Source organism: Amycolatopsis lurida (assembly GCF_900105055.1).
In the GTDB taxonomy this organism is placed as follows: Bacteria; Actinomycetota; Actinomycetes; order Mycobacteriales; family Pseudonocardiaceae; genus Amycolatopsis; species Amycolatopsis lurida.
The window spans coordinates 6,677,353-6,699,881 of sequence record NZ_FNTA01000004.1 but is presented as its reverse complement, the minus strand read 5'-3'; the positions used below and the strand labels follow the sequence as shown (position 1 = coordinate 6,699,881).

Below are 22,529 nucleotides of genomic sequence, written 5' to 3'. Positions count from 1 at the left end.
ACACCCGGCGTAGGCTCGGTGAGATGCGCGACATCCCCATCGACGAGGTCGACCACCTCGACCGCGCGGTGGTGGCGATCCGCACCGATTACCCGCCGGGGCACCGGATCCTCCCGCATCGGCACCGGCGGGCCCAGTTCCTCTACAGCGCGACGGGCTCGATGCGGGTCGAAACGGCCGACGGCACGTGGACCATCCCGACGCGGCGGGCGGTGCTCGTGCCGCCGGAGACGGTCCATCAGGTCTTCACCACGACAGTGAGCACCCGGAGCCTGTACATCGAGCCGAAGGCGGTGCCGTGGTTCCCTCGCCGCTGCCAGGTCGTCGAAGTCTCCGCGCTGCTCCGGGAACTCCTGAACGAGGCCGTCGTCGTGCCGGAGCTGTACACCCCGCGCGGACGGGACGCCGCGGTCATCGGCCTGACCCTGCACGAAATCCGCCGCTCCGCCCCGGTGCGGCTCGATCTCCCACTGCCGAAGCACGACCGGCTGCGCGCCCTCTGTGAGTCCTTTTTGGACGATCCGGACATCCACGATCCGGTCGGCGGCTGGGCCGACCGGCTGCACGTGAGCGAGCGGACGCTGAACCGGCTCTTCACCGCCGAAACCGGGTTGAGTTTCGCCCGCTGGCGGCAGCGGGCCTGCGTCCTGCATTCCCTGTCATTGCTGTCCGACGGTCTCCCCATCGCCGGGATCGCCGCCTCGCTCGGCTACGAGAGCCCTGCCGCGTTCTCCACGATGTTCACCCGGCTTCTCGGCACCTCGCCGAAGGACTATCGCGCCGCTGTCTCGAAGTGAGAACGTACTCGTCACCGGCGCCGCACGAGGAATCGGAGTCGGTCACCGCCATGGTCGCCGGAACCGCCGCGATGGGCTCTTCCTGATCGTCACACGGGCTCAGCCCCGCTGCGCCCGCGCCGCCCCGAAGCAGTACACGCCGAAGGCCGCGACCCCGGCGGCCACCACGATGAGCAGCACCGCGCCGAACGGCTGAGCCGCCAAGGTCCGCAAGGCGGCGTCGAGCCCGCCGGAACGGGTCGCGTCGTGCGTCAGCGCCGCGTAGCCGATGAGCACCGCGACCACCCCGAACACGACACCCCTTGCCACATAACCGATCCTGCCGAGCCGCTCCACCCACCGCCGGGTCCCTGACGGGAGCCGCGAGAGGTCGAGATCCTGCTCGAAGGTCCGGCGTACACCCTTCACCACCGAACCCACCGCGACGCCGAACACGACGACGGCCACCACGGTCACCAGGAACGGCCCGGCCGGCAGCCCGAGCAGGCGCGCGGTGAACTCCTGCTGCTTCTGGTCGCCGCTGCCCTGCTGCCCCGCGCCCGCGGCGACCCTGGCCGCGTAGACGCCCAAGGAAATCCCCACCACACAGCGCACTCCGGACGTCACCCGCTTGACGGTCCGGGTCCTGCGTTTGCCGATCCAGGTGTAGCCGACCGCGGCCAGCAACCCCTGCCACAGGCCGTAGGCCACCAGTCCCGCCGCCAGCACCCACAACAGCACACCGCCCATCGCGGTCGAGCCGACCTCCGCGATCGCGCCACGGCCGTCGGCCTCCTGGCCGCCACTGCCGACGGCGACGCGCACCGCCAGATACCCGATGAGCAGATACACCAGGCCGTAGCACCCCATCCCGATCCGCCCGAGCACCTGGACGGCCTTGTTGTGCCGCACCTGTCCCGCCTTGGTCGCGGACATCCGGTCCACCTCCTCGTGAGTCTTCATCGAGTGTCACGGCCCACGGCCATGACCGCCGGTTGACTGGTCCGTCCGGCCCAGCGGGCGAGGGAGGTGGTGTGTCAGCTAAGCGGGAAGCCGATCGCCGGTGTCGCGGTGCCGGCCGAGCCCGACCGCGGCGAACTCGTCGCCCTCCGGGCACCGCCGAAGTACTCGGCCTCGACGTACGCCACAGCGCCGTGCTCGGAGCACTCGGCGAGCACTGTCCGCAATTCCGCGGCGTCGAACAGCACCTCGGTCACCGGCATCAGTGACAGGTCGTGTCCGAGCGGAACGAGCCGCACGCCCTCGGCCGAAGCGAGCAGTTCACCGCGCGCGGACTCGGTGACGAGGACGGCCTGCAGGCGATACACGCCCGCATCCTGTCACCTCGTCTGGCGGGGAGAACCGAGCCAGGGCGCGAGCAGGACTTCGAGGTCAGCGTCCGACAACGCGTACGGCCCGCCGTGGAACTCGTGCCACCGCGAAGCGTCCCGCGCCGCCATGTACTCCACCTCGAACGCCCGCATCAGGACGTACATGAAGGTCACCGAGCTGAACCGGTCGCCGAGCAACGTCCTGGCCTCGCGCGCGACACCGGTCGCGCCGCGGCCGATCACGTCCGTGAGCTTCAGCTCCTCCGCAGCCGGGTCCAGCAGGCTGGGGGCATACATCACGACAAAATCTCCATCACTGAAAGGAAGAACTCAGTTCTCGGCGGCGAGCTGACCGCACGCCGCCGCGATCTCCTGACCACGCGTGTCACGGACCGTGCACGCCACTCCGCCCGCGTTCACCAGCCGGACGAATTCCCGCTCCACCGGCTTCGGCGAGGCGTCCCATTTGCTGCCCGGCGTCGGGTTCAGCGGGATCACGTTCACGTGCACCAGCTGGCCGAGGTGCTGCCGAAGCCGCTTCGCCAGCAGCTCGGCACGCCAAGGCTGGTCGTTGACGTCCCGGATCAGCGCGTACTCGATCGACACCCGGCGGCCGGAGGTGTCCGCGTAGTACCGGGCCGCGGACAGGACCTCGTCGACCGACCAGCGCTCGTTCACCGGCACCAGCGTGTCGCGCAGTTCGTCGTCCGGCGTGTGCAGCGAAACCGCCAGCCGGACCTGCATCTTCTCGTCCGCCAGCTTGCGGATCGCCGGCGCGAGACCCACCGTCGACACCGTCACCGAACGCTGGCCGATGCCGAGCCCGTCCGGCGCCGGATCCGTGATCCGCCGGACCGCCGCCACGACTCGTTTGTAGTTCGCCAGCGGCTCGCCCATGCCCATGAAGACGATGTTCGACAGACGGCCGGGGCCACCGGGCATCGATCCGTCGCGCATCACCGCGGCGGCGGCGCGGACCTGGTCGACGATCTCCGCGGTCGACAGGTTCCGGTCGAGCCCGCCCTGACCGGTCGCGCAGAAGGGGCACGCCATGCCGCAGCCGGCCTGGCTCGAAATGCACAGCGTCGCGCGGTCCGGGTAGCGCATCAGCACGCTCTCCAGCAGCGTCCCGTCGTGCGCGCGCCACAGCGTCTTGCGTGTGGTGCCGTCGTCACACGCGAGCGCCTTGATCTCGGTGAGCAGCGTCGGCATCAGATCGCCGACGAGCTTCTCCCGCGACGCCGCCGGGATGTCGGTCATCTCCTCCGGGTTCACCGTGAGGCGCGAGAAGTAGTGGTTCGAAAGCTGCTTCGCGCGGAACGGCTTCTCCCCCAGCTCGGCGACGGCAGCGGCCCGCTCGGCGGCGGAAAGGTCGGCGAGGTGGCGCGGCGGGAGGCCGCGCTTGGGCGCGTCGAAGACGAGAGGGAGGGCAGTCATAGCTCACTCAGTGTCCCATGTCCACCTCCGCCGCGCCTGGGCCGCCCCGGATCGCTGTTCCCCAGGTCACGTGAACCGCACCCGGGCCGACCGTGCGGATCGCACATCAGGAGACGTCGGGCGGTCACGTCGGGCCCGAGACTTGGATCTCGGCCTAGGAGCGCCCCGCCGCCGAGTAACCGGCCGACAAAGCCGCCCGCGCCGCCGCGGTCCCGCCCCGGGATCCTGGCTCGTGAGGCGGAAGTCCTGGAAACGATGGGGTTGCCATGGGGTCCGAAGAGGTCAGACCGCGGCTCGACGGAATCGAGATCACCGATCTCGAACCGGAGCTCTGCTTTCTCGTCACGCCCAACGGGGGACAGTTCTCCATCGCCGCGCCCACCCGGGAATTCCGCGCGTGGGCGAGCCGCTGCGACGGCACCCGGACCCGCGCCGAACTGCTGGCCGGCATGGCTCCGATCTACGAGGAAATGATGGAGATCCTCGAAGCGGACGGCTGCCTCCGCTCCGGCGCGGACACCGGGATGGACGACGTCGCCGCCACCTCGATCCTTCTCACCGGCTCGCCGGTGCTCATCAAGCCCTTGGCGGAGATTCTCGGCGACAGCGGATACGCGAGCGTCGAGACGGTCCCCTACTTCCACGATCTGTCCGAAAGGGACATCGAGAACACGGTCGTGGTCGCGGCCTTCGATCACCCCGCCTACACCGAATTGATCGCGCTGGACGCGTTGTGCGCCGGCAGCGGGGTGCGGTGGCTGCCGTTGCGCCGGGAACGCGGCCGGGTGATCGCCGGACCCGCGATCGCGCCCGGCGGTATCGATTTCGCCGACGTCGTCGCACGGCGCCGCTCCGCCGCGCAGGACCCGCGCGTCGTCGAGGCGTTCCTTTCTGCCCCTTCGGACTCCACCCCGCTTCGGCCCGGCGACGCCCGCTGGGCGCTGACCACCCTCGCCGTCCATCTCGAACGCTGGCTCTCCGGCGGGCGATCCGGCATGACCACTGGCGAGATCGAACTGAACCCGGCGGACCTCACCGAGATCCGCCGCCCGATCCTCCCCGTACCCGACCGGGTCCGGCCCGTTCCCGCCACGACCGACGCCGAACTGCTGGTGGACGACCAGGCCGGGATCGTGACCGGCGTCGGCGAAATCCCGCCCGCTCCGGGGATGCCCGCCCGGCTCCGGGTCTGCGCGGTCGATGTCGCGGACATGCGCCGGGTGACGAACTGGCCCAACGACCGTCAGGCCTTCGGCTCGTCGTGGCACGACTTCGACCTCGCGCGCCAGTCGGCCATCGGCGAAGCGGTGGAGCGCTACTGCGGAAGCTGGCTCGCTCCGGAGCGCGAAGTATGCTTCGGCAGCTACAGGCAATTCGCCCGCTACGGAGTCCCTGCACTCGACCCACAGCGGCTGAACCTCTACTCGGCCGAGCAGTACCGGTCCCCCGGTTTTCCCTTCGCGCCACTGACCCAGGACACGGAATGCTCGTGGGTGGAAGGCTTCTCCCACACCACCGACGAACCCGTCTGGGTTCCGGCTTTCCTCTTCTCGAACGAACGCCAACCGGGGGAAGCGTCTTTCGCCGATCCGCTGATCGCCGGTCTCGCGAGCGGGACCACCGAGGAGCACGCCGTCACCTCCGGCCTCGAAGAGGTCCTCGAACGCGACACGACCATGCTCTGGTGGGCGAACACGCCACGCCTCGGCAGGCTCACGATCCCGGACGAGATCCGGTCGCTCATCGCCGACGCCACCGACGATTACGACGTCACGCTCATCCACCTGGACAACGAGTTCGACGTCCCGGTGGTCGCCGCGGTGGTGCTCGACCGCGTGAAACGCTGGCTGTCGATCGGCTTCGCGACGCGGCCGGACGCGATGGAGGCCGCGAAGAAGGCACTCGCCGAAGGGTTCACGCTCCAGCACACCTGCCGCGCCCTCGACGACGAGCGCGAGCTGTCCGGCATGCGCCGGGACCTGCCCCATCTGGGCGACCTCAAACCGCACCGGGCCGACCGGCGCTACCTGGACTCGTACCGCGAAGATTTCGCCGACGTCGCGGATCTCCTTTGCCAGCAACAGATCTACCTCGACCCCCGCGCCGTGAAGCGCGTGGCGCCCTGGGTCATGGACCTGCCGAGCCGCGGCTGGGACGACCTACCGTCCCTCGGGGAGCGGCGGCTCAAGGCCTACCAAGCCCGCGTCGAAGCCCGGGGATTCGAGGTGGTCAGCGTCGACCTGACGACCTGCGACGTCGCGGCCGCAGGATTCCACGCCGCGCATACGCTGGTCCCGGGGCTCGTTTCGAACTTCCCCGCCGGATCGCCGTTGTGGGGCAACGGAAGGATCGCCGACGCGGCGGTGACACTCGGCTGGCGGGACGAACCGCTCGCCGAGCACGAACTCAACGTCTTCCCGCTCCCCCACGCGTGATGGCCGCCGCCGCGCTCGGGACCGGTTTGCGGAGCGGCTGCCGTCGCACGGTCCGGGTTCGCCGAGGCCGGTGCTGGGAGACTGAACCGTGCGCTCTGAACTGGACGACGTCGCCCGGTTCGGCGTGCTGTTCGCCGAGCACGCCACGCTCCCCGGGGTGCCAGGACGACAGTGCGTGAAGCCGGCGCGCTCGGCGGCTTCGCCTACGGGGTACGGCAAGAAATCGGCCGGCACTCCTCCCCGAGCTCCACGGTCGCGGGCTTGGCCGCGCTCTGCTCGATGACCTGCTGAAAGAGCGGCCCGAACGGTTCGCCGTCCTCGCGTCCCGCGTCGAGGCGCCCGCTCGGCGGTTCGACTCCGGAGGCATCGACCTCCTCACGCTCGACCTCTACCGAGACCCAGATCACCGAAGAGGAGTTGTCGTCCGACCGTTTCCGATATATCGTGAACGTGTCGAGACAGTACGTAGAAAGGATTCACATCATGCGACGACGACCCTTCCCTCCAGAACACGGCCGACCGGCCTTCGGCCCTTGGGCCCGCGGTGGTTTCGGCGACTTCCCGCCGGGCCCGGGCGGACCGGGCCACCGGCACCGGCACGGCCGCCGCGGTGGCCCCGGACGGCGCGGCAAACGCGGTGACGTCCGCGCCGCGATCCTGGCGCTGCTTTCCGAGCAGCCGAGGCACGGCTACGAGATCATCCGCGAGATCGGCGAACGCAGCGGCGGCTTCTGGAAGCCGAGCCCCGGTTCGGTCTACCCGACCCTGCAGTTGCTGGCCGACGAAGGCCTGGTGATCAGCAAGGACGAGAACGGCAAGAAGCTGTTCGAGCTCACCGAATCCGGCCGCGCCGCGGCCGAGCAGCAGGACGCAGTCCCGCCGTGGGAGCAGATCGCCCACGACGTCGACCCGGTCGAGGTCAACCTGCGCAAGGCGGGCGCGACCCTGGCCGCGGCGGTCGCCCAGGTGATGCACGCCGGCACCGAGAGTCAGCAGGCCCGCACCGTCGACTTGCTCAACGAGGCACGCCGGACGATCTACGGCATCCTCGGCGAGGCAGAGGACGCCACTCCGGACGAGGACGCGGAGTGACCTGGCACGACGAGGCCGGTGGGCTTGGCGCGCGTATGCACGCGATAGCCCACCGGCAGCGTCATCCGCTTCTCCCCGGAAGCTGACGAAACCTCGTTCAGGCGCCGGACCTCCGCGATCGCCTTCGCCGCGACCGGAGCGCTGAACTCGATCTTCAGCACCGCTTCCATCGCGGCGGCGTCCTCGAACAGCCACCGCGTCATCACCTTGCGGCAGCCGAATCCCTGACGGGCGAAGAACCTCTCCACGCCGGGCGGGTCGTAGTGCGGCAGATCCAGCCGCATCCAGTGTCCGTAGGGGTCACTCGCCACATCGAGATCCACGATCATCATCAGCCCACCCGGCCGCAGCACCCGCTCCGCTTCACGAAGACCAGGTTCACACCCGGGGCCGAAGAAGTACGCGGTGCGCGCGTGGACGATGTCGAAAGCCGCGTCCGGCAAGGGAAGCCGCTGCGCACGCCCATGCCGCACCTCGACATTTTCCAGTCGCTCCACCCGTTTCCGCGCGTCACGGACGAGCGGCTCATGGGGTTCGATCCCGACCACCGATCGCGCCGTCGCGGCGAACCGCGGCAGGTGGAACCCGTCACCACAGCCGATGTCGAGGACGTCCGCACCGGACCAATCGCGATACCCGGCGAGCACGCGCCAGATCTCGTCGTCGACGTCCTGCGCGCGGTTCTCGACCTCGTAGGCCTTTTGGTAGTACCAGATGTTCGGGCTCGGCAACACCTCCTCACCGCCGCGGCGGAGGGAGGAGAGGGCTCGGGGAAACCAGCGCACGGAAGCTCCAACGAAGGGACACCGGGCGGGGTTCCGGGGTCATCCGGTCGAAATCTCTCACGGAATCAATACGGTCAGCGACTAGACTTTACTCCCACCGGTAAGGGAGAACCGCATGTCGCTCGGCTCGGCCGCCCACACTTCCGTCATACCTTCGGGAATTCCGTGCTGGATCGAGCTCGCGTGCAGAGACGAAACGGCCGCACAAACCTTCTACAGCGGGCTATTCGACTGGGAGTACGTCGTCCGGCGCGATCCGGCGACGCCGACCGGCCGCTACTCGATCGCGACGCTGAACGGCGTCCCGGCCGGTGGTCTGTACCGCGCGGGCTCTGGCGGGCCGTCCGGCTGGAGCGTCCACATCTCGGTGCCCCAGGCGGCCGCCGCCGCCGAATGGGTGGACAGTCTCGGTGGCCGGGTCACGCTCGGACCGGTGGCGATCCCCCATCGCGGCAACATCGTCCACGCCGTCGACGCGTGCGGCGCACACGTCGTCTTCTGGGAGCCGCCCGCCACCTGGGAGTTCGCGACGGGAGTGCCGAACACCTTCAGTGGCGCGGATCTCAACACCCACGACGGAGCCGCGGCGGATCACTTCTACTGCCGCCTCTTCAACTACACCAGCCACCAGATCGGCGACGGAGCCAACCTCGACTACGCCGAATGGCTCATCGAGCACGAACCCGTGCTGTACCGGTACGTGATGGGATCGGAGTATCGGCCGGACACTCCCCCGCACTGGATGGTCTACTTCGCACTCGATCCGGCCCGCGGCGCCGACGCCGCGGCGGGACAGGCCTTGATGCTCGGCGGCGCTGTCGTGGTCCAGCCCTACGACACCCCGTACGGCCGGATGGCGATCCTCGCCGACCCCGACGGTTCGGTGTTCGCCGTGATCGACCACTCCCGGGCCGTCGAGGGCTGGGGCACCGCCGAAGTCGACGATCCCTACGACGACTGAGCCCCGCGCTCCCGTCAGATTCCCGCCCAGAATCGGCAATCGTGCACCGCCGCGAGGTCGACCGGGCCGATCGCGTCCGGCGCCAGCGACTGCGTCCGCGGCGAGGGACGCCATTTCGGCAGTTCTTCGCCGTTCGGGTCACCGGTGCGCGCGAACGCGGTCCAGTACCGGATCATTCGCGCTCCCAGTTCCCGCTGCGCGGGCGTCAATTCCGCCGGAGGCGCGACCACATCGGACAAATAGGCCAATTCGGCTCCATGTGAAGCGCCCATGGACATCCCGGGCGGAGCCGGGAGAAGCGACGGTCCGTCCCGATCCGCGAACTCGTAGCCGAAGGTCCGGGTGCGCTCGCGCAGCAATCGTTCGGTCTCCAGCTGGGTGCAGCCCCAGATCCGGTCGGTCATCGCGTCCGCGAACGCCATCGACGGGCCGCCGTGCTTCGCCGACGGGTACCGGGCGGCGACAAGCGGCGCCTTCTCCCCGAAAGCGGTCCGCAGCAGTCCTTGGTACTGCTGCTCGGTGAACGGATGCCCGGGGTACATGGCGACGAACATCCTCGCCTCGTCCCTCGTGATCCCCGTCAGCACCGGCACGCGGGCGAAGCGACCCGCCTTCAGTGCCTCGGCCGGATGCTCGGGCAGCAGGCCGGTGCCGAACGCGGGTGGCGCGAACGGCTGGTTCACCAAGGCCTTGACCGGAAGCCGCCGGAGACAGGCGACGTCGGCGCAGCCGAGCTTCCCGGCCGCGTCGGCACCCATCGCTTCGACGTCCGTCCGGGACAGGTACGGCGTGCCCGCGGGCAGGCCGGGGACGAACCCGCCGTCGGGCCAGTTCAAGGTGCACGGACTGCTCTGGATGATCACGCGGTGGAACAGCCCCGCCGCCGAGGGGGAGGCCAGCTGGGCGCAGGCGCTCATCGAGCCGGCCGATTCGCCGAACAGCGTGACGTTCCCGGGATCTCCCCCGAAGGCGCGCGCGTTGCGCTGCACCCAGCGAAGTGCGGCCTGCTGGTCTTGAAGGCCGAACACGCCGGAGTCGCGGCCGAGTTCCGGATGCCCGAAGAAGCCGAACACCCCCAGCCGGTAGTTCACCGTCACCACGACGACGTCCCCGCCCAGCGCCATGCGTTTGAAGTCGTAGTCGCTGCCCGCCCCGTAGGTGAAGCTGCCACCGTGGACCCAGACCAGCACCGGACGTGGCTTCCGCGCCGGCTTGGCCGGGCTGATCACGTTGAGGTACAGGCAATCCTCGTTGTCACTCGGCGCCGGACCGAGCCCCGCCTCCTGCGCGCACCGAGGTCCCGGTTTGCTCGCGTCCCGCACGGCGGTCCACGGTTCGGGACTTCGGGGTGGCGCCCAGCGCAGGTCGCCGACAGGTGGCGCCGCGAACGGAATGCCGTGGAAACTCCGGTATTCGCCCGTGCCCACGCCTCGAACGGGACCGGAATCCGTGCGGACGACCGGGCTTCCGCCCGCTTCCGCCACGGTCGTCGTCAGGGCCCCCAGCGTCATCACGCTCAGTGCCATGGACAGAAGCCGCTTACTCAGCCGTTGAGTGCGCATGCCCCCGACCATGACAGAGCGCCGGGCTCGTCACGGGGACTTGGCCTAAAGAGGCACGAATGCGGAGAGCAGCAGCCAGGAGACGACGGCCGAAGGGAGCAACGAGTCGAGCCGGTCCATCAGCCCGCCGTGGCCCGGCAGCATGTTCCCCATGTCCTTGACGCCGAGGTCGCGTTTGATCAGCGACTCGACGAGGTCGCCCAGCGTCGCCGTGCAGACGATCGCCGCGCCGAACAGCACGCCCTGCCAGGCGTGACCGTCGAGGAGAAGGCTGAGGGTCAGGGAGCCGGCGACCACACCGGCCACGAGCGAACCGGCGAACCCTTCCCAGGTCTTCTTCGGGCTGATGCTGGGCGCCATCGGATGCTTGCCGCCCAGTACACCGGCGATATAGCCGCCGGTGTCCGAAGCGACCACACCGATCATGAACGCCAGCACGCGGCCGACGCCGTCCGCAGGCGGGACGAGCATGGCGGCGAAGGCACCGAAAAGAGGGATGTACGCGGCGGCGAAGACCGACGCGCTGATGTCGCGCAGGTAGCCGTCCGCGCCGCCGGGCAACCGCCACAACAGGCAGACGAGCACCGTCAGCACGAACGCCGTCAGCGCGCCTTCACGGCCGTACGGCCACGCCAGCCAGATCATCGCCTGACCGCCGACGAGCACCGGGACCAGCGCGATCCGGATGCCCGCCGCGCGCTTCAGTGCCCCGGCCAGCTCGATCGTGCCGACCGCGATGGCGATCGCGATGATGCCGATGAACAGAAAGCGGACGGTGAGCAGGGACGTGATGATCGCCGCGCCCAGCAGCAGCCCGACCCCGATCGCGGCGGGCAGGTTGCGGCCGGCGCGGGAAACCTTCTTCGCCGGTTCCGGCTTCTCGGCCGGAACCGGTTCCGGGTTCTCCACCCGGTCCTCGCGTTCCTCGCTCACCTGGCTCATCAGACCTCGAGTAGCTCGGCTTCCTTGTGTTTCACCAGCTCGTCGACCTTGTGGCTGTAGGTGTCAGTGAGGTTCTGGAGTTCCTTCTCGGCGTGGACGACCTCGTCCTCGCCCGCCTCGCCGTCCTTCTTGATCCGGTCGAGCTCTTCCTTGGCCTTGCGGCGGACGCTGCGGATCGAGACGCGGGCGTCCTCACCCTTGGCCTTGGCGACCTTCACCATCTCCTTGCGGCGCTCTTCGGTGAGCTGCGGGATGACGATGCGGATCACGTTGCCGTCGTTGCTCGGGTTGACACCGAGATCCGACTCGCGGATCGCCTTCTCGATGGCGTTGAGCGAGGTCTGGTCGTACGGCTTGATCAACGCCATCCGGGCTTCGGGGATGTTGACGCTCGCCATCTGGTTCAGCGGGGTCGGCGCGCCGTAGTACTCGACGACAATGCGCGAGAACATCCCGGGATGAGCCCGGCCGGTGCGTACCGACGACAGGTCCTCCTTGGCGACGGACACCGCTTTTTCCATCTTCTCCTCGGCGTCGAGGAGGGTCTCGTCGATCACGGCAACTCCCGTAGTTGTGTATGCGTACCGATTGCGAAGATCAGAGCAGGCCTACGCGGGCACCCCGTCGGCGGGGGTGTCGACCAGGGTGCCGATCCTCTCACCACTGACCGCGCGGGCGATGTTCCCCTCGGTGAGCAGATTGAACACGATGATCGGCATGTTGTTGTCCATGCACAGGCTGAACGCGGTGGCGTCGGCGACCTTGAGATCCCGTTCCAGCACCTCGCGGTGGCTGATCTCGTGGAACATTTCGGCGGTCGGGTCGCTCTTCGGGTCCGCGGTGTAGACACCGTCGACGGCCTTCGCCATCAAGACGGCCTCACAGCCGAGTTCGAGCGCGCGCTGCGCGGCGGCGGTGTCGGTCGAGAAGTACGGCATGCCGACCCCGGCGCCGAAGATGACGACGCGGCCCTTCTCCAGGTGACGCTCGGCGCGGCGCGGGATGTACGGCTCCGCGACCTGTCCCATGGTGATGGCGGTCTGCACGCGGGTCGGCAGGCCCTCCTTCTCCAGGAAGTCCTGCAACGCCAGGCAGTTCATGACGGTGCCGAGCATCGCCATGTAGTCCGCGCGGTCGCGGTCCATGCCGCGCTGCGACAGCTCCGCGCCGCGGAAGTAGTTGCCGCCGCCGATCACGACGGCGATCTGCACGCCCGTCCGCGCGACGTCGGCGATCTGCTGAGCGACCGAGTGCACCACATCCGGATCAACCCCGATGGAACCGCCGCCGAACATCTCGCCGCCCAGCTTCAGCAGCACCCGCCGGTATCCGCCTTCGACCCGGACACCCATGTCGCCCTCCCTAATGCTCTGAACCCGACTGTGCCCCGTCCCCGATGGACGGAGACGGGGCACAGTGGTGATTCTTGTGTTCCGCGCCTGGATCAGGCCTGGCCGACCTCGAACCGGGCGAACCGGCTCACGGACACGCCGGCCTCGTCGAGCAGGGCCTTGACGGTCTTCTTGTTGTCCTTGACCGACGGCTGCTCGAGCAGGACGTTGTCCTTGTAGTACGCGTTGACCTTGCCCTCGATGATCTTGGGCATGGCCTGCTCCGGCTTGCCCTCTTCACGGGCGGTGGCCTCGGCGACGCGGCGCTCGTTCTCGACGATCTCGGCCGGGACCTCTTCGCGGGTGAGGTACTTGGCCTTGAGCGCGGCGACCTGCATGGCGGCGCCACGAGCGGCCTCGGCGGCGGCTTCGCCCTCACCGGTGTACTCGATGAGCACGCCGACGGCGGGCGGGAGGTCCGCACCGCGACGGTGCAGGTACGTGGTGGTGGTGCCCTCGTAGGCGGCGACACGGCGCAGCTCGAGCTTCTCGCCGATACGGGCGGCCAGCTCCTGGACCTGCTCGTCGACGGTCTTGCCGTCGAGCGCGGCGGCCTTCAGCTTCTCGACATCGCTGGTCTTCTCGGCCTTCGCGACCTCGACGATCTTCGCGGCGAGGGCCTGGAAGTCCTCGTTCTTCGCGACGAAGTCGGTCTCGGAGTCGAGCTCGATCAGCACGCCGCCGTCACCGGCGACGAGGCCCTCGGCGGTGGCGCGCTCGGCGCGCTTGCCGACGTCCTTGGCGCCCTTGATGCGCAGGAACTCGACGGCCTTGTCGAAGTCGCCGTCGTTCTCCTCCAGCGCCTTCTTGCAGTTCATCATGCCGGAGCCAGTGAGCTCCCGGAGACGCTTCACGTCTGCGGCGGTGTAGTTCGCCATCGTGGGTGTGTCCGTCCTTTTTCAGGTACGAGAAAGTCTTGTGGGGAAGTCACCCGTGGGGCCGCCGGGAGGCGGCCCCACGGGCGGGGTCGATCAGGAGGAGGCGGTGGCCTGCTCGGCCGGAGCCTCGGTGGCGGCCTCGGTCGCGGCGGCGGCTTCCTTGGCGTCCGCGGCGGCGGTCTCGGAGCCGGCGAGCAGCTCCTTCTCCCACTCGGCCAGCGGCTCGTCCGTGGCGACGCCGGCCTCGGGCTTGGCGTCGGCGGAGGAACCGTTGCGGCTGGAGCGGGCCATCAGACCGGCGGCGGCGGCCTCGGCCACGACCTTGGTCAGCAGCGCGGCCGAACGGATGGCGTCGTCGTTACCCGGGATCGGGTAGTCGACCTCGTCCGGGTCGCAGTTGGTGTCCAGGATCGCGACGACCGGGATGTTCAGCTTGCGAGCCTCGCCGACGGCGATGTGCTCCTTCTTCGTGTCGACGATCCACACGATGCTCGGCACCTTGGCCATGTCGCGGATACCGCCGAGGGTCTTCTCGAGCTTGTCCTTCTCACGGGTGAGCGTGAGGATTTCGCGCTTGGTCAGGCCGGCGAAGCCGCCGGTCTGCTCCTGCGACTCGAGCTCCTTCAGGCGGAGGAGACGCTTGTGCACCGTCTGGAAGTTGGTCAGCATGCCGCCGAGCCAGCGCTGGTTCACGTAGGGCATGCCCACGCGCGAGGCTTCGGCCGCGATGGCTTCCTGGGCCTGCTTCTTCGTGCCGACGAACATGATGGTGCCGCCGTGCGCGACGGTTTCCTTGATGAACTCGTACGCACGGTCGATGTAGGTCAGCGTCTGCTGCAGGTCGATGATGTAGATGCCGTTGCGCTCGGTGAAGATGTAGCGCTTCATCTTCGGGTTCCACCGACGGGTCTGGTGCCCGAAGTGCACGCCGCTGTCGAGCAGCTGCTTCATGGTGACGACGGCCATTGCCGGAATCAACCTCTTCTGTGTCGTGCGCGCCCGGCTCCGCCGGAACGCGCTTGCTCGGTTCGTCGCTCTCGGCCGGGTGGCCGATCGCCCTGGTGCCGATGCTCGGGCCCGGACCCGGGAGCGAAGTACCCCAGGGACCGCCGGGCCGTGTGCCCCCGGCTGTCCTGACCCTCCGTGAGGAGATCGGCCATCGGGAGCGCGCACGTGCACGCGAAGTCAGTCCGCTGCCGCGGACCGCGCAAAAGAGTCTACTCCCTGTCGCCACCGGGTACCGCACCGGCAGCCCCTGATGAGAGGGGTTGTCCACAACCGCCTCGGTTATCCACAGATTCCACCGGCGCGCCCCGCACGCCACGCCGCTACCCCAACCTTGAACACATGACACCGACGACCTCTTCCCGCCTTGTCACCAGGCATTCCTTCGCGATCGATCGCACCGGCGGCAGGCACCGCCGCCCAGGGCGCGTCCGGCCTCTTCCCCGCCTCGCGATCCTCGCGACCGTGCTCGCGATCCTCACGTCCGCGACGATGCCCGGGACGGCGAGAGGGGCGCCCTCGCCGCAGGGGCGCCTCTCCTGGCCGCTCTCGCCGACACCGAGCGTCACCAGGTACTTCGAGCCGCCCTCGACGCCGTACGGCCCCGGCCACCGGGGCGTCGACCTCGCCGCGCCACCGGGCACGAACGTGCTCGCGGCCGCCGAAGGAGTGGTGATGTTCGCCGGGCAGGTGGCCGGCCGCGGAGTGGTGTCGGTCGATCACGACGGAGGACTGCGCACCACCTACCAACCGCTCGCCCCGACGGTCACCACGGGTGACCAGGTCTACCGAGGCCAGGTGCTCGGCACCCTCGCGATGGGCCACCCAGGCTGCCCGAAGCCGGCGTGCCTGCATTTCGGCGTCCGGCGGGGCGAGGAGTACGTCGACCCGCTCGCGGTGATCGGCGAGCCGTCCGAGATCCGCCTCAAGCCCTGGGAGGGAGACTGAGCGTTTCGGTAAGCCTCTGCCGATGGCCTGCTGGTCTCGAGGGCGGGCGCGGGCATTGTCCGCGAAGTCGCAGGGTGGGTCGCGTGATCTTGGCTTAGGTTCCTGGCGTGGGTCCTGCTTTCCTTGCTCCCGATTCGGCCAATGACGTGATTCGCGTGTCCAGGCACGGGACGCGTGACCGGCGAGCGAACGCGCCTGGACCGGGCTCCGCACCCTGTGATCCGGCTGGCGGCACGCCTGATCCGGCTCCACAGGTGACTTCTGGCTGGAGACGTGTCGTCCGTGCAAGCACACGCGTCGTCCGGCTGGACACACGTGTCGTCCATCCAGACACACGTGTCGTCCGTGCAAGCACACGCGTCGTCCATCCAGGCACACGCGTCGTCCCGCCGCCGGAGCATGCGGCGCACTCACCCAGGGAATAGGGCTCCGGTAGCGCGGCAAGGCCGCGACGCAGGCCTCGGGTTTTCAGAGCCTCACCCGAAGCAACCCGGCAGGTCGCCCCCGGCAAAGGGCGGCGGTCAGGCCTGCTCGACCAGTTTGGCGCGCAACCGCATGACGGCGCGGGTGTGCAGCTGGCTGACCCGCGACTCGGTGACGCCGAGGACCTTGCCGATCTCGGCGAGCGTCAGGCTTTCGAAGTAGTAGAGCCCGACCACGATCCGGTCGCGTTCGGTGAGCTGGGCGATCGCCTGCGCGAGCTGACGGCGGTTGTCCTGGTCGACCAGGACGGCCACCGGGTCGACGGCGCCGTCGTCGGGAAGGGTGTCGACCAGCGAGCCGCTGTCCTTGCCCGCGGCGACCAGGTCTTCCAAGGCGATGACGCTGGTCAGCTGCATCTGTCCGTAGAACTCGCGAAGGTCGTCGACGCTGATTTCGAGCTCGGCCGCGAGTTCGGCGTCGGTCGGGGTGCGGTTCAGCCGGGCGCCGAGGCGTTCCAGGGCACGTTCGGCCTCACGGGCCTTGCTGCGGACCGCTCGGGGGACCCAGTCCTGGGAGCGGAGGTCGTCGAGGATCGCGCCCCGGATGCGCTGCATGGCGTAGGTCTCGAACCGCAGCCCCCTGGCGGGTTCGAACTTTTCGATCGCGTCGACCAGGCCGAAGATTCCGGACTGGATCAGGTCGCCGACGTCGACATGGGTCGGCAGCCCGGTGCCGACCCGGCCGGCGACGTATTTGACGAGCGGGGCGTAGTGCAGCACGAGCCGGTCTCGCACGACCTGGTCCGGAGACTCGGTGAACTCACGCCACAGCGCCTGGATCCCGGCGTCCACCTCGTAGCCGGTCCGCGCTTCGGGCGCGACGGCAGGACCGTCCCCGCCGGGGCGGTGTTTCCCGGCGGCTTCGGTGACATGTGGGTCGGCGGTCATCGGGCCGCCGTTCTCAGCATGCGACTCAGCGTGGTCTCCGTGCTCGTGCGGATGCGCGTGCGCCGCCGGTTCGGGCCGCCGGGTCACCTGCCGAGTCCTCCCCGGCATCATCGGGCCCGGGGGTGTGCGCGGTCGTGGATCGCCTTCAGCCGATCGACGGTCACATGAGTGTAGAGCTGCGTTGTGGCCAGCGTAGCGTGACCAAGCAGTTCCTGAACGCTCCGAAGATCAGCGCCGCCTTCGAGCAGATGGGTGGCCGCGGAATGCCTCAGACCGTGCGGCCCCATGTCGTTCGCCCCCGGCACCGAACCGACGGCGTCGTGAACGACCCGGCGAGCCGTCCGCGGATCGAGCCTGCCTCCCCGCGCCCCGAGGAAGAGCGCCTCCTCCCCCGGTCCCTTCTTTTCGACGGCGAGCTTTCCCCTGCCCTCGTCCAGCCACGCCCGCAAGGCCGCCTCGGCGGGGACGCCGAACGGCACGACACGTTCCTTGCCGCCCTTGCCCAGCACGAGCACGACCCGGCGGGAGAAGTCGACGTCACCCACATCCAGCCCGCACAGTTCCGAGACCCGCACACCGGTCGCGTAGAGCAGTTCCACGATGGCACTGTCCCGCAACGCCACCGGGTCGCGCTGTTCGGCACCGGCGGCTGAGAAGCGCATGACGTCACTGGCCTGCTCCGCGCGGAGGACGCCGGGAAGCTTGCGGTGCGCACGCGGCGCCACCAGCCGCCCGCCCGGATCAGACGCGAGCGCCCCGCCTCGGTGGGCCCACGCGGTGAAGGTGCGGGCCGCCGCCGCTCGCCTCGCCAACGTCGTCCGGCTTGCCCCTTCCTCGCGTTGCCGGGCGAGCCAGCCGCGCAGCGTCCCGATGTCGAGATCGGAGAACCGGCGACCGTTCCCCTCCACGAACTCCATCAGCGAGACCACGTCGCCGAGGTAGGCACGCACCGTATGCGCGGACAGCCCGCGTTCGAGGGAAAGGTGCCGCTCGTAGTCGTCGATCAGCTTCCGGACAGGCTCCGGCAGCGCGGCACGGGCGGCGCGCAGATCGGGTCTGCGGGCGCGTTTCCCCGTGCCGTGGGGACCTTCGGTCGACGGCATGCCGATCACGCTGCGCGATGTACGGCGGATGGTCAAGTATCGCCGCACCCTGTTGCGGTGTCCGTGGTCGGATCGTGCCGGGATGGCGTCTCATGGGTAGGCCAGTCAGGTCTTGGCGGCCTTTCTTCGCCACCCTGTGTCACCCCTTACCGCGAAGCCGTCGAGTTCGAGTGCCGGAAGGAGTGAACGGACCCGTTCGACCGGGATGCCGGACTCGGCGGCGATCCGCTCCACGGGCCTCGGCGACCGTTCGGACAGTGCGTCGTGCACTCGCAGCGCCTCCGGACCGAGCCGATCGGTGCGGCGGCGCGGTTTCGACGGATCCGCACCCGCCACGCCGAACCGTCCCGCCGTCTCGAGGATCTCGTCGACCGAGGTCACCAGCGTGGCCTCCCCTTCACGGATCAGCGCATGGCAACCGGCGGACATCCCCGAAGAGACCGGCCCCGGCATGGCCATCACGACCTTGCCGAGCGCTCCGGCCGTCGTCGCGGTGTTCCGTGCGCCGCTGCGCCTGCCCGCCTCGACCACGACTGTCCCTTCCGTGAGCGCCGCGATGAGCCGGTTCCGGACGAGGAAGCGATGTCTCGCGGATGTGGTGCCCGGCGGGTACTCGCTGACCACCGCGCCGGTCTTCCCGATGGAGCGCAACAAGGTCGCGTGCTGGGCCGGGTAGCCGACGTCGACACCGCAGCCGAGCAGGGCGACCGTCGTTCCGTCCGCGCTCAACGCGCCGCGGTGGGCCGCGCCGTCGATACCGAACGCCGCCCCTGAGAACACCGGGATCCCCCGGCTCGCGAGGTGGTAGCCCGCTTCGGCCGCGTTGTGCTCGCCGTACCCGGTCGCCGCACGGGCACCGACGATCGCGATCGCCTGGTCCACGGCCTCGTCGAGCCTCGCGGGGCCGCGTACCCACAGCGCCAGCGGTGGTGCCACGCCGGAAACGCCCCTGCTCTGGGCCACGGCCAGCGAGAGCAACGGCCAGGCCGGCCATTCGTCGTCTTCCGGGATGACGAGACGGGCCTCACCTGCCTCGGCTCGCTCCAGATCCCGCTCGGCGTAGTCGTGTGCTCGCCGCGCGGCGGTCTCGTCGCGCACCTTCGGCGGGCACTCGGCGCTCCGCACTCGTTCCGCGGCGGCGACGGGGCCGAGTTCGCCGACGAAATCGGCCAAGGCGGGTGCCGGCGGCTCGGCCACGCGCAGGAGATACGACCGGGCGATGCGTTCGGCGTCGAGTTCACTCATCCGGATGACCTCTCTCGGAAGTTGAGGGCAGCCGCGACCTCGTCCGCCTCCGGTTTGTCGGCCCCTTTCAAATCGGCGAGTGTCCAGGCGATGCGAAGGCAGCGGTCAGCGCCGCGCGCGGTGATCGCGCCTCGTTCCAACGCTCGGTCCAGCAACGCCGTGACCTGGGACGGCAGCGCGAACTCACGGCGCAGCGCCGGGCCGGGCACCTCCGCGTTCGTCAGCCAGCCCCGCTCCGTCCAGCGCTTTCCGGCTCGCTCGCGGGCCTCCAGCACTCGCTCGCGGACGGCCGCCGACGCTTCGGGCGGCTCGCTCAGGTGCGCGCTGAGCGCGGAAAGCGGGCGCAGCCGAACCCGTAAATCCACCCGATCGAGTAATGGCCCGGACAAGCGGCTCAAGTACCGCCTCCGCACGGTCGCGGAGCACGTGCAGTCGGCGTCCTTCGCCGGAGCACACGGGCAGGGATTCGTCGCCAGCACCAGTTGAAAGCGTGCCGGGTACCGCACCGCGCCCTTGACCCTCGCGATCCGCACTTCGCCCTCTTCGAGCACCGTGCGCAGCGACTCCAGCCGCTCCGGGCCGAATTCGCACACCTCGTCGAGGAACAGGATTCCCCGGTGCGCCCGGCTGATCGCGCCGGGCACGGCGAGGCCGCTTCCCCCGCCGATCAGCGCGGGCACGCTGATCGAGTGATGCGGCGCGACGAACGGCGGCACGGTGACGAGCGGCGCGGACCGCGAAAGCGAACCGTCGATCGAATGAATCGCTGTCACCTGCAACGACTCTTCGGCGGTCAGCCGTGGCAGGAGGCCGGGCAGGCGTTTGGCGAGCATCGTCTTGCCCACCCCGGGAGGCCCGGTCATGAGCAGGTGATGCCCGCCCGCCGCGGCCACCTCCAGTGCCCACCGCGCTTCCGGCTGTCCCACGACGTCGGCGAGGTCGGGCACCTGCGGCGGCTCCTGGACGACGGACGGCTCGGGACGGGTGAGTTCCCCTTCGCCCTTGAGCCAGTCCACGAATTCGGTCAGCCGCGCTACCCCGCCGACCTCCAAGCCGTCCACGAGAGCGGCTTCGAACAGCGACTCGGCGGGGACGACGGCCCTCCGGTACCCGGCGTCGCGTGCCGCCAGCAGTCCCGGCAGGACCCCGCGGACCGCCCGCACCCGGCCGTCCAAGGCGAGTTCGCCGAGCAGCACGGTGTTCAGCAGCTTCGTGGCGGGAACCGAGCCGGTCGCGGCCATGATCGCCGCCGCGATCCCCAGGTCGTAACCGGACCCGACCTTCGGCAGATTCGCCGGTGACAGGCCGAGGATCACCCGCTCGTCCGGCCAGGTGCGCCCCGAGTTACGGACGGCGGAGCGGACCCTGTCCTTGGCCTCTTTCAGCCCTGTGTCGGGCAGTCCGACCATCGTCACCTTCGGCGAGCCACCGCCGATGTCGGCCTCGATCTCGATCATTCTGCCTTCGACGCCGAGCAACGCGACGGACCAGGCCCTCGCCAGCGCCATTCAGAACGCCGCCTTGATATGCCGCACCTTGGGCTTGGCGTCGGGCCGGGCGACGATCGCGATGATGTCGTAGCGAACGGGGCACCAGCGGAGCATGAACTGACGCTGCCATTGGTACGCGAGACGGCGGATGCGGTCCGCCTTGTCCGGGGTCACCGCCTCGGCAGGTGTGCCGAAACCGACCCCGCTCCTCGTCTTCACCTCGCAGAAGACGAGGCGTTTGGTGTCGGTCGCGATGAGATCCAGCTCGCCGTCACGGCAACGCCAATTGCGGCTCAGGACGACATAGCCCGTCTTTTCCAGATGCCGGACCGCGAGCTCCTCGCCCCATCTGCCCAGTTCGATATGTGGTGCTCCGGCGGACGGCTGTTCGGCCGTGCTCGTCATCTCGATCCCCCTCAGCGATCGTCACGGTGCGTGTGCGATCAACGCTGCCAGGGTGAGGGGGCGGCGGACAGACCCGATTTCGTCGCCTGTGGACAACCGGGGTGTTGTGGATGGTTCGGCCGTCGCGGAAGCTCACCGGCCGGAATTGCCGGTGGGATGTGCTAGGCGACCCGGAGATACGTGAAGGCCCCCTTCACGCGATGAAGGGGGCCTTCACGTACTTTCCGAAGATCAGCCGGAGAACGGCCCGTCTTCCGGCAGCCGGAGGTCCGGTTTGTCCAGTTCTTCGACGTTGACGTCCTTGAACGTGATGACCCGGACGTGCTTGACGAACCGCGCGGGCCGGTACATGTCCCAGACCCACGCGTCGGACATGCGGACCTCGAAGTACACCTCACCGCCGCCGTCGCGCACCTGCACGTCGACGGCGTTGGCCAGATAGAACCGCCGCTCGGTCTCCACCACGTACGAGAATTGGCCGACTATGTCGCGATACTCGCGGTAAAGCGAGAGCTCCATCTCGGTCTCGTACTTCTCGAGATCCTCTGCGCTCATGAAATCCGCGCCCCTCCTCGCGATTTTGCTGCTGTTCCAGCGGCGGAGCGTTCATTGTTACCCACGTACGGGCCGAGGGCACGTATCGGCACGCTCGGGTTTTCCAGCGCCGCGACGGTCAGCACCACCGGGTGAGGCGGCGGCGCGCGGTGCGCGGCGGCCGCGGTGGCCACGTTCGTGTACGACCAGCGATGGACCGGGCTCGGACCGTGAGTGTTCAGGGCCGCGCTGTGGTCGGTGGTGCTGTATCCCTTGTGCACGTCGAAGCCGTAATGCGGGTGGACGTCGTGCAGGTCGCCCATGATCCGGTCCCGGGTGACCTTGGCCAGCACGGACGCCGCCGCCACACACGCGACGGCCTTGTCCCCTTTGAGCACCGGGATACTCGGGGCGGGCAGCCCGGACACGCGGAATCCGTCGGTCAGGACGTAGCCAGGCGCGTTCCGCAGCGCCGAGACGGCGCGCCGCATGCCTTCGAGGTTCATGACGTGGATGCCGAACAGGTCGATCTCGGCCGCCGGGATGACGATGACCGAGTAGTCGACGGCACGCTGGACGACCCGGTCGTACACCCGGTCGCGAGCCTTGGCCGTGAGCACCTTCGAGTCGGTGAGCTCGGGCAGGCGTGCGGCGTCACCCGGACGCAGGACACAGGCGGCCACGACGAGCGGGCCGGCGCAAGCACCGCGCCCTGCCTCGTCGACTCCGGCGACGGGCCCGAGGCCTCGCCGGTCCAGCGCGCCCTGCAACCCCCAGAAGAGGTCGCCACGCACCACTGCCCGCGGTGGCCGAAGCGGCTCGGCCGGTGTGAGCGGTAC

Annotated in this window: 23 protein-coding genes; 5 read left to right on the top strand and 18 right to left on the bottom strand. The window is 69.3% G+C overall.

Going from position 1 to position 22,529, the window contains the following annotated elements; all coding sequences use genetic code 11:
- The first annotated feature begins 23 nt into the window (after nt 1-23).
- Nucleotides 24-797: an AraC family transcriptional regulator gene (locus BLW75_RS36825; protein WP_034310956.1), complete on the top strand. Its 774-nt coding sequence runs from the start codon at nt 24-26 to the stop codon at nt 795-797.
- Nucleotides 798-896: 99 nt separating this feature from the next.
- Here the strand turns inward: BLW75_RS36825 and BLW75_RS36820 are convergent, their stop codons facing one another.
- The 4 genes from BLW75_RS36820 to rlmN form a co-directional block, all read right to left on the bottom strand.
- Nucleotides 897-1,712, bottom strand: a complete 816-nt coding sequence (locus BLW75_RS36820) for a DUF1206 domain-containing protein (RefSeq protein WP_034311193.1) — start codon at nt 1,710-1,712, stop codon at nt 897-899.
- A gap of 101 nt (nt 1,713-1,813) precedes the next feature.
- The gene (locus tag BLW75_RS36815) at nt 1,814-2,104 is read right to left on the bottom strand and encodes a hypothetical protein (RefSeq protein WP_198935721.1); all 291 of its coding nucleotides are present in this window, start codon (nt 2,102-2,104) and stop codon (nt 1,814-1,816) included.
- A gap of 12 nt (nt 2,105-2,116) precedes the next feature.
- Nucleotides 2,117-2,404 (bottom strand): hypothetical protein, encoded by a 288-nt coding sequence (locus BLW75_RS36810; protein WP_091600119.1) that lies wholly within the window; start codon nt 2,402-2,404, stop codon nt 2,117-2,119.
- 33 nt (nt 2,405-2,437) lie between these two features.
- Nucleotides 2,438-3,544 carry a dual-specificity RNA methyltransferase RlmN gene (gene rlmN / locus BLW75_RS36805; RefSeq protein WP_034310951.1) on the bottom strand — a complete coding sequence of 369 codons (1,107 nt, stop codon included), beginning with the start codon at nt 3,542-3,544 and terminating at the stop codon, nt 2,438-2,440.
- A gap of 266 nt (nt 3,545-3,810) precedes the next feature.
- Here rlmN and BLW75_RS36800 point away from each other — a divergent pair, with 266 nt between their 5' ends.
- Entirely contained in the window at nt 3,811-5,979 is a 2,169-nt protein-coding gene (locus BLW75_RS36800; protein WP_034310950.1) for a YcaO-like family protein, read from the top strand.
- 483 nt (nt 5,980-6,462) lie between these two features.
- The gene (locus tag BLW75_RS36790; protein WP_034310945.1) at nt 6,463-7,071 is read left to right on the top strand and encodes a PadR family transcriptional regulator; all 609 of its coding nucleotides are present in this window, start codon (nt 6,463-6,465) and stop codon (nt 7,069-7,071) included.
- On the opposite strand, the gene BLW75_RS36785 is transcribed toward BLW75_RS36790, so the two are convergent.
- The gene (locus tag BLW75_RS36785; protein WP_034310943.1) at nt 7,017-7,856 is read right to left on the bottom strand and encodes a class I SAM-dependent methyltransferase; all 840 of its coding nucleotides are present in this window, start codon (nt 7,854-7,856) and stop codon (nt 7,017-7,019) included. The genes BLW75_RS36790 and BLW75_RS36785 overlap by 55 nt on opposite strands.
- A gap of 115 nt (nt 7,857-7,971) precedes the next feature.
- Between BLW75_RS36785 and BLW75_RS36780 the strand changes: the two genes are divergently transcribed.
- Nucleotides 7,972-8,817 (top strand): VOC family protein, encoded by an 846-nt coding sequence (locus BLW75_RS36780; protein ID WP_034310938.1) that lies wholly within the window; start codon nt 7,972-7,974, stop codon nt 8,815-8,817.
- 14 nt (nt 8,818-8,831) lie between these two features.
- Here the strand turns inward: BLW75_RS36780 and BLW75_RS36775 are convergent, their stop codons facing one another.
- The 6 genes from BLW75_RS36775 to rpsB all read right to left on the bottom strand — a co-directional run bounded on the left by BLW75_RS36775 (nt 8,832) and on the right by rpsB (nt 14,556).
- Nucleotides 8,832-10,379, bottom strand: a complete 1,548-nt coding sequence (locus tag BLW75_RS36775; protein WP_241783538.1) for a carboxylesterase/lipase family protein — start codon at nt 10,377-10,379, stop codon at nt 8,832-8,834.
- 45 nt (nt 10,380-10,424) lie between these two features.
- A complete protein-coding gene (locus tag BLW75_RS36770; RefSeq protein ID WP_034310936.1) occupies nt 10,425-11,321 on the bottom strand; it encodes a phosphatidate cytidylyltransferase in 897 nt (298 codons plus the stop codon).
- Complete coding sequence (frr, locus tag BLW75_RS36765) at nt 11,321-11,878, bottom strand: ribosome recycling factor (protein WP_034310934.1); 558 nt, start codon at nt 11,876-11,878, stop codon at nt 11,321-11,323. Before frr ends, BLW75_RS36770 begins: the two co-directional genes overlap by 1 nt.
- A gap of 51 nt (nt 11,879-11,929) precedes the next feature.
- Nucleotides 11,930-12,673, bottom strand: coding sequence for a UMP kinase (pyrH, locus tag BLW75_RS36760; RefSeq protein WP_005154669.1), 744 nt, complete (start codon nt 12,671-12,673; stop codon nt 11,930-11,932).
- 92 nt (nt 12,674-12,765) lie between these two features.
- Nucleotides 12,766-13,590, bottom strand: a complete 825-nt coding sequence (gene tsf, locus BLW75_RS36755; protein WP_034310932.1) for a translation elongation factor Ts — start codon at nt 13,588-13,590, stop codon at nt 12,766-12,768.
- Nucleotides 13,591-13,683: 93 nt separating this feature from the next.
- Nucleotides 13,684-14,556, bottom strand: coding sequence for a 30S ribosomal protein S2 (gene rpsB, locus BLW75_RS36750; RefSeq protein WP_034310929.1), 873 nt, complete (start codon nt 14,554-14,556; stop codon nt 13,684-13,686).
- A 381-nt stretch (nt 14,557-14,937) separates the two neighbouring features.
- On the opposite strand from rpsB, the gene BLW75_RS36745 reads away from it, so the two are divergent.
- Complete coding sequence (locus tag BLW75_RS36745) at nt 14,938-15,543, top strand: murein hydrolase activator EnvC family protein (RefSeq protein ID WP_034310927.1); 606 nt, start codon at nt 14,938-14,940, stop codon at nt 15,541-15,543.
- A gap of 521 nt (nt 15,544-16,064) precedes the next feature.
- On the opposite strand, the gene BLW75_RS36740 is transcribed toward BLW75_RS36745, so the two are convergent.
- From BLW75_RS36740 to BLW75_RS36710, 7 genes are all read right to left on the bottom strand, one after another.
- Nucleotides 16,065-17,000: a FliA/WhiG family RNA polymerase sigma factor gene (locus BLW75_RS36740; RefSeq protein WP_034310925.1), complete on the bottom strand. Its 936-nt coding sequence runs from the start codon at nt 16,998-17,000 to the stop codon at nt 16,065-16,067.
- A gap of 20 nt (nt 17,001-17,020) precedes the next feature.
- The gene (locus tag BLW75_RS36735; protein ID WP_091600117.1) at nt 17,021-18,016 is read right to left on the bottom strand and encodes a tyrosine recombinase XerC; all 996 of its coding nucleotides are present in this window, start codon (nt 18,014-18,016) and stop codon (nt 17,021-17,023) included.
- A gap of 105 nt (nt 18,017-18,121) precedes the next feature.
- Nucleotides 18,122-19,261, bottom strand: a complete 1,140-nt coding sequence (gene dprA / locus BLW75_RS36730) for a DNA-processing protein DprA (protein ID WP_034310924.1) — start codon at nt 19,259-19,261, stop codon at nt 18,122-18,124.
- On the bottom strand, nt 19,258-20,769 hold the full coding sequence (locus tag BLW75_RS36725) for a YifB family Mg chelatase-like AAA ATPase (RefSeq protein ID WP_034310921.1): 1,512 nt from the start codon (nt 20,767-20,769) through the stop codon (nt 19,258-19,260). The genes dprA and BLW75_RS36725 overlap by 4 nt, the downstream gene beginning before the upstream one ends.
- A complete protein-coding gene (locus BLW75_RS36720; protein WP_034310918.1) occupies nt 20,770-21,156 on the bottom strand; it encodes a YraN family protein in 387 nt (128 codons plus the stop codon).
- Between the two features lie 231 nt (nt 21,157-21,387).
- Nucleotides 21,388-21,711, bottom strand: coding sequence for a DUF2469 domain-containing protein (locus BLW75_RS36715; protein WP_003096226.1), 324 nt, complete (start codon nt 21,709-21,711; stop codon nt 21,388-21,390).
- On the bottom strand, nt 21,708-22,487 hold the full coding sequence (locus BLW75_RS36710) for a ribonuclease HII (RefSeq protein ID WP_034310916.1): 780 nt from the start codon (nt 22,485-22,487) through the stop codon (nt 21,708-21,710). Before BLW75_RS36710 ends, BLW75_RS36715 begins: the two co-directional genes overlap by 4 nt.
- Nucleotides 22,488-22,529: the final 42 nt, after the last annotated feature.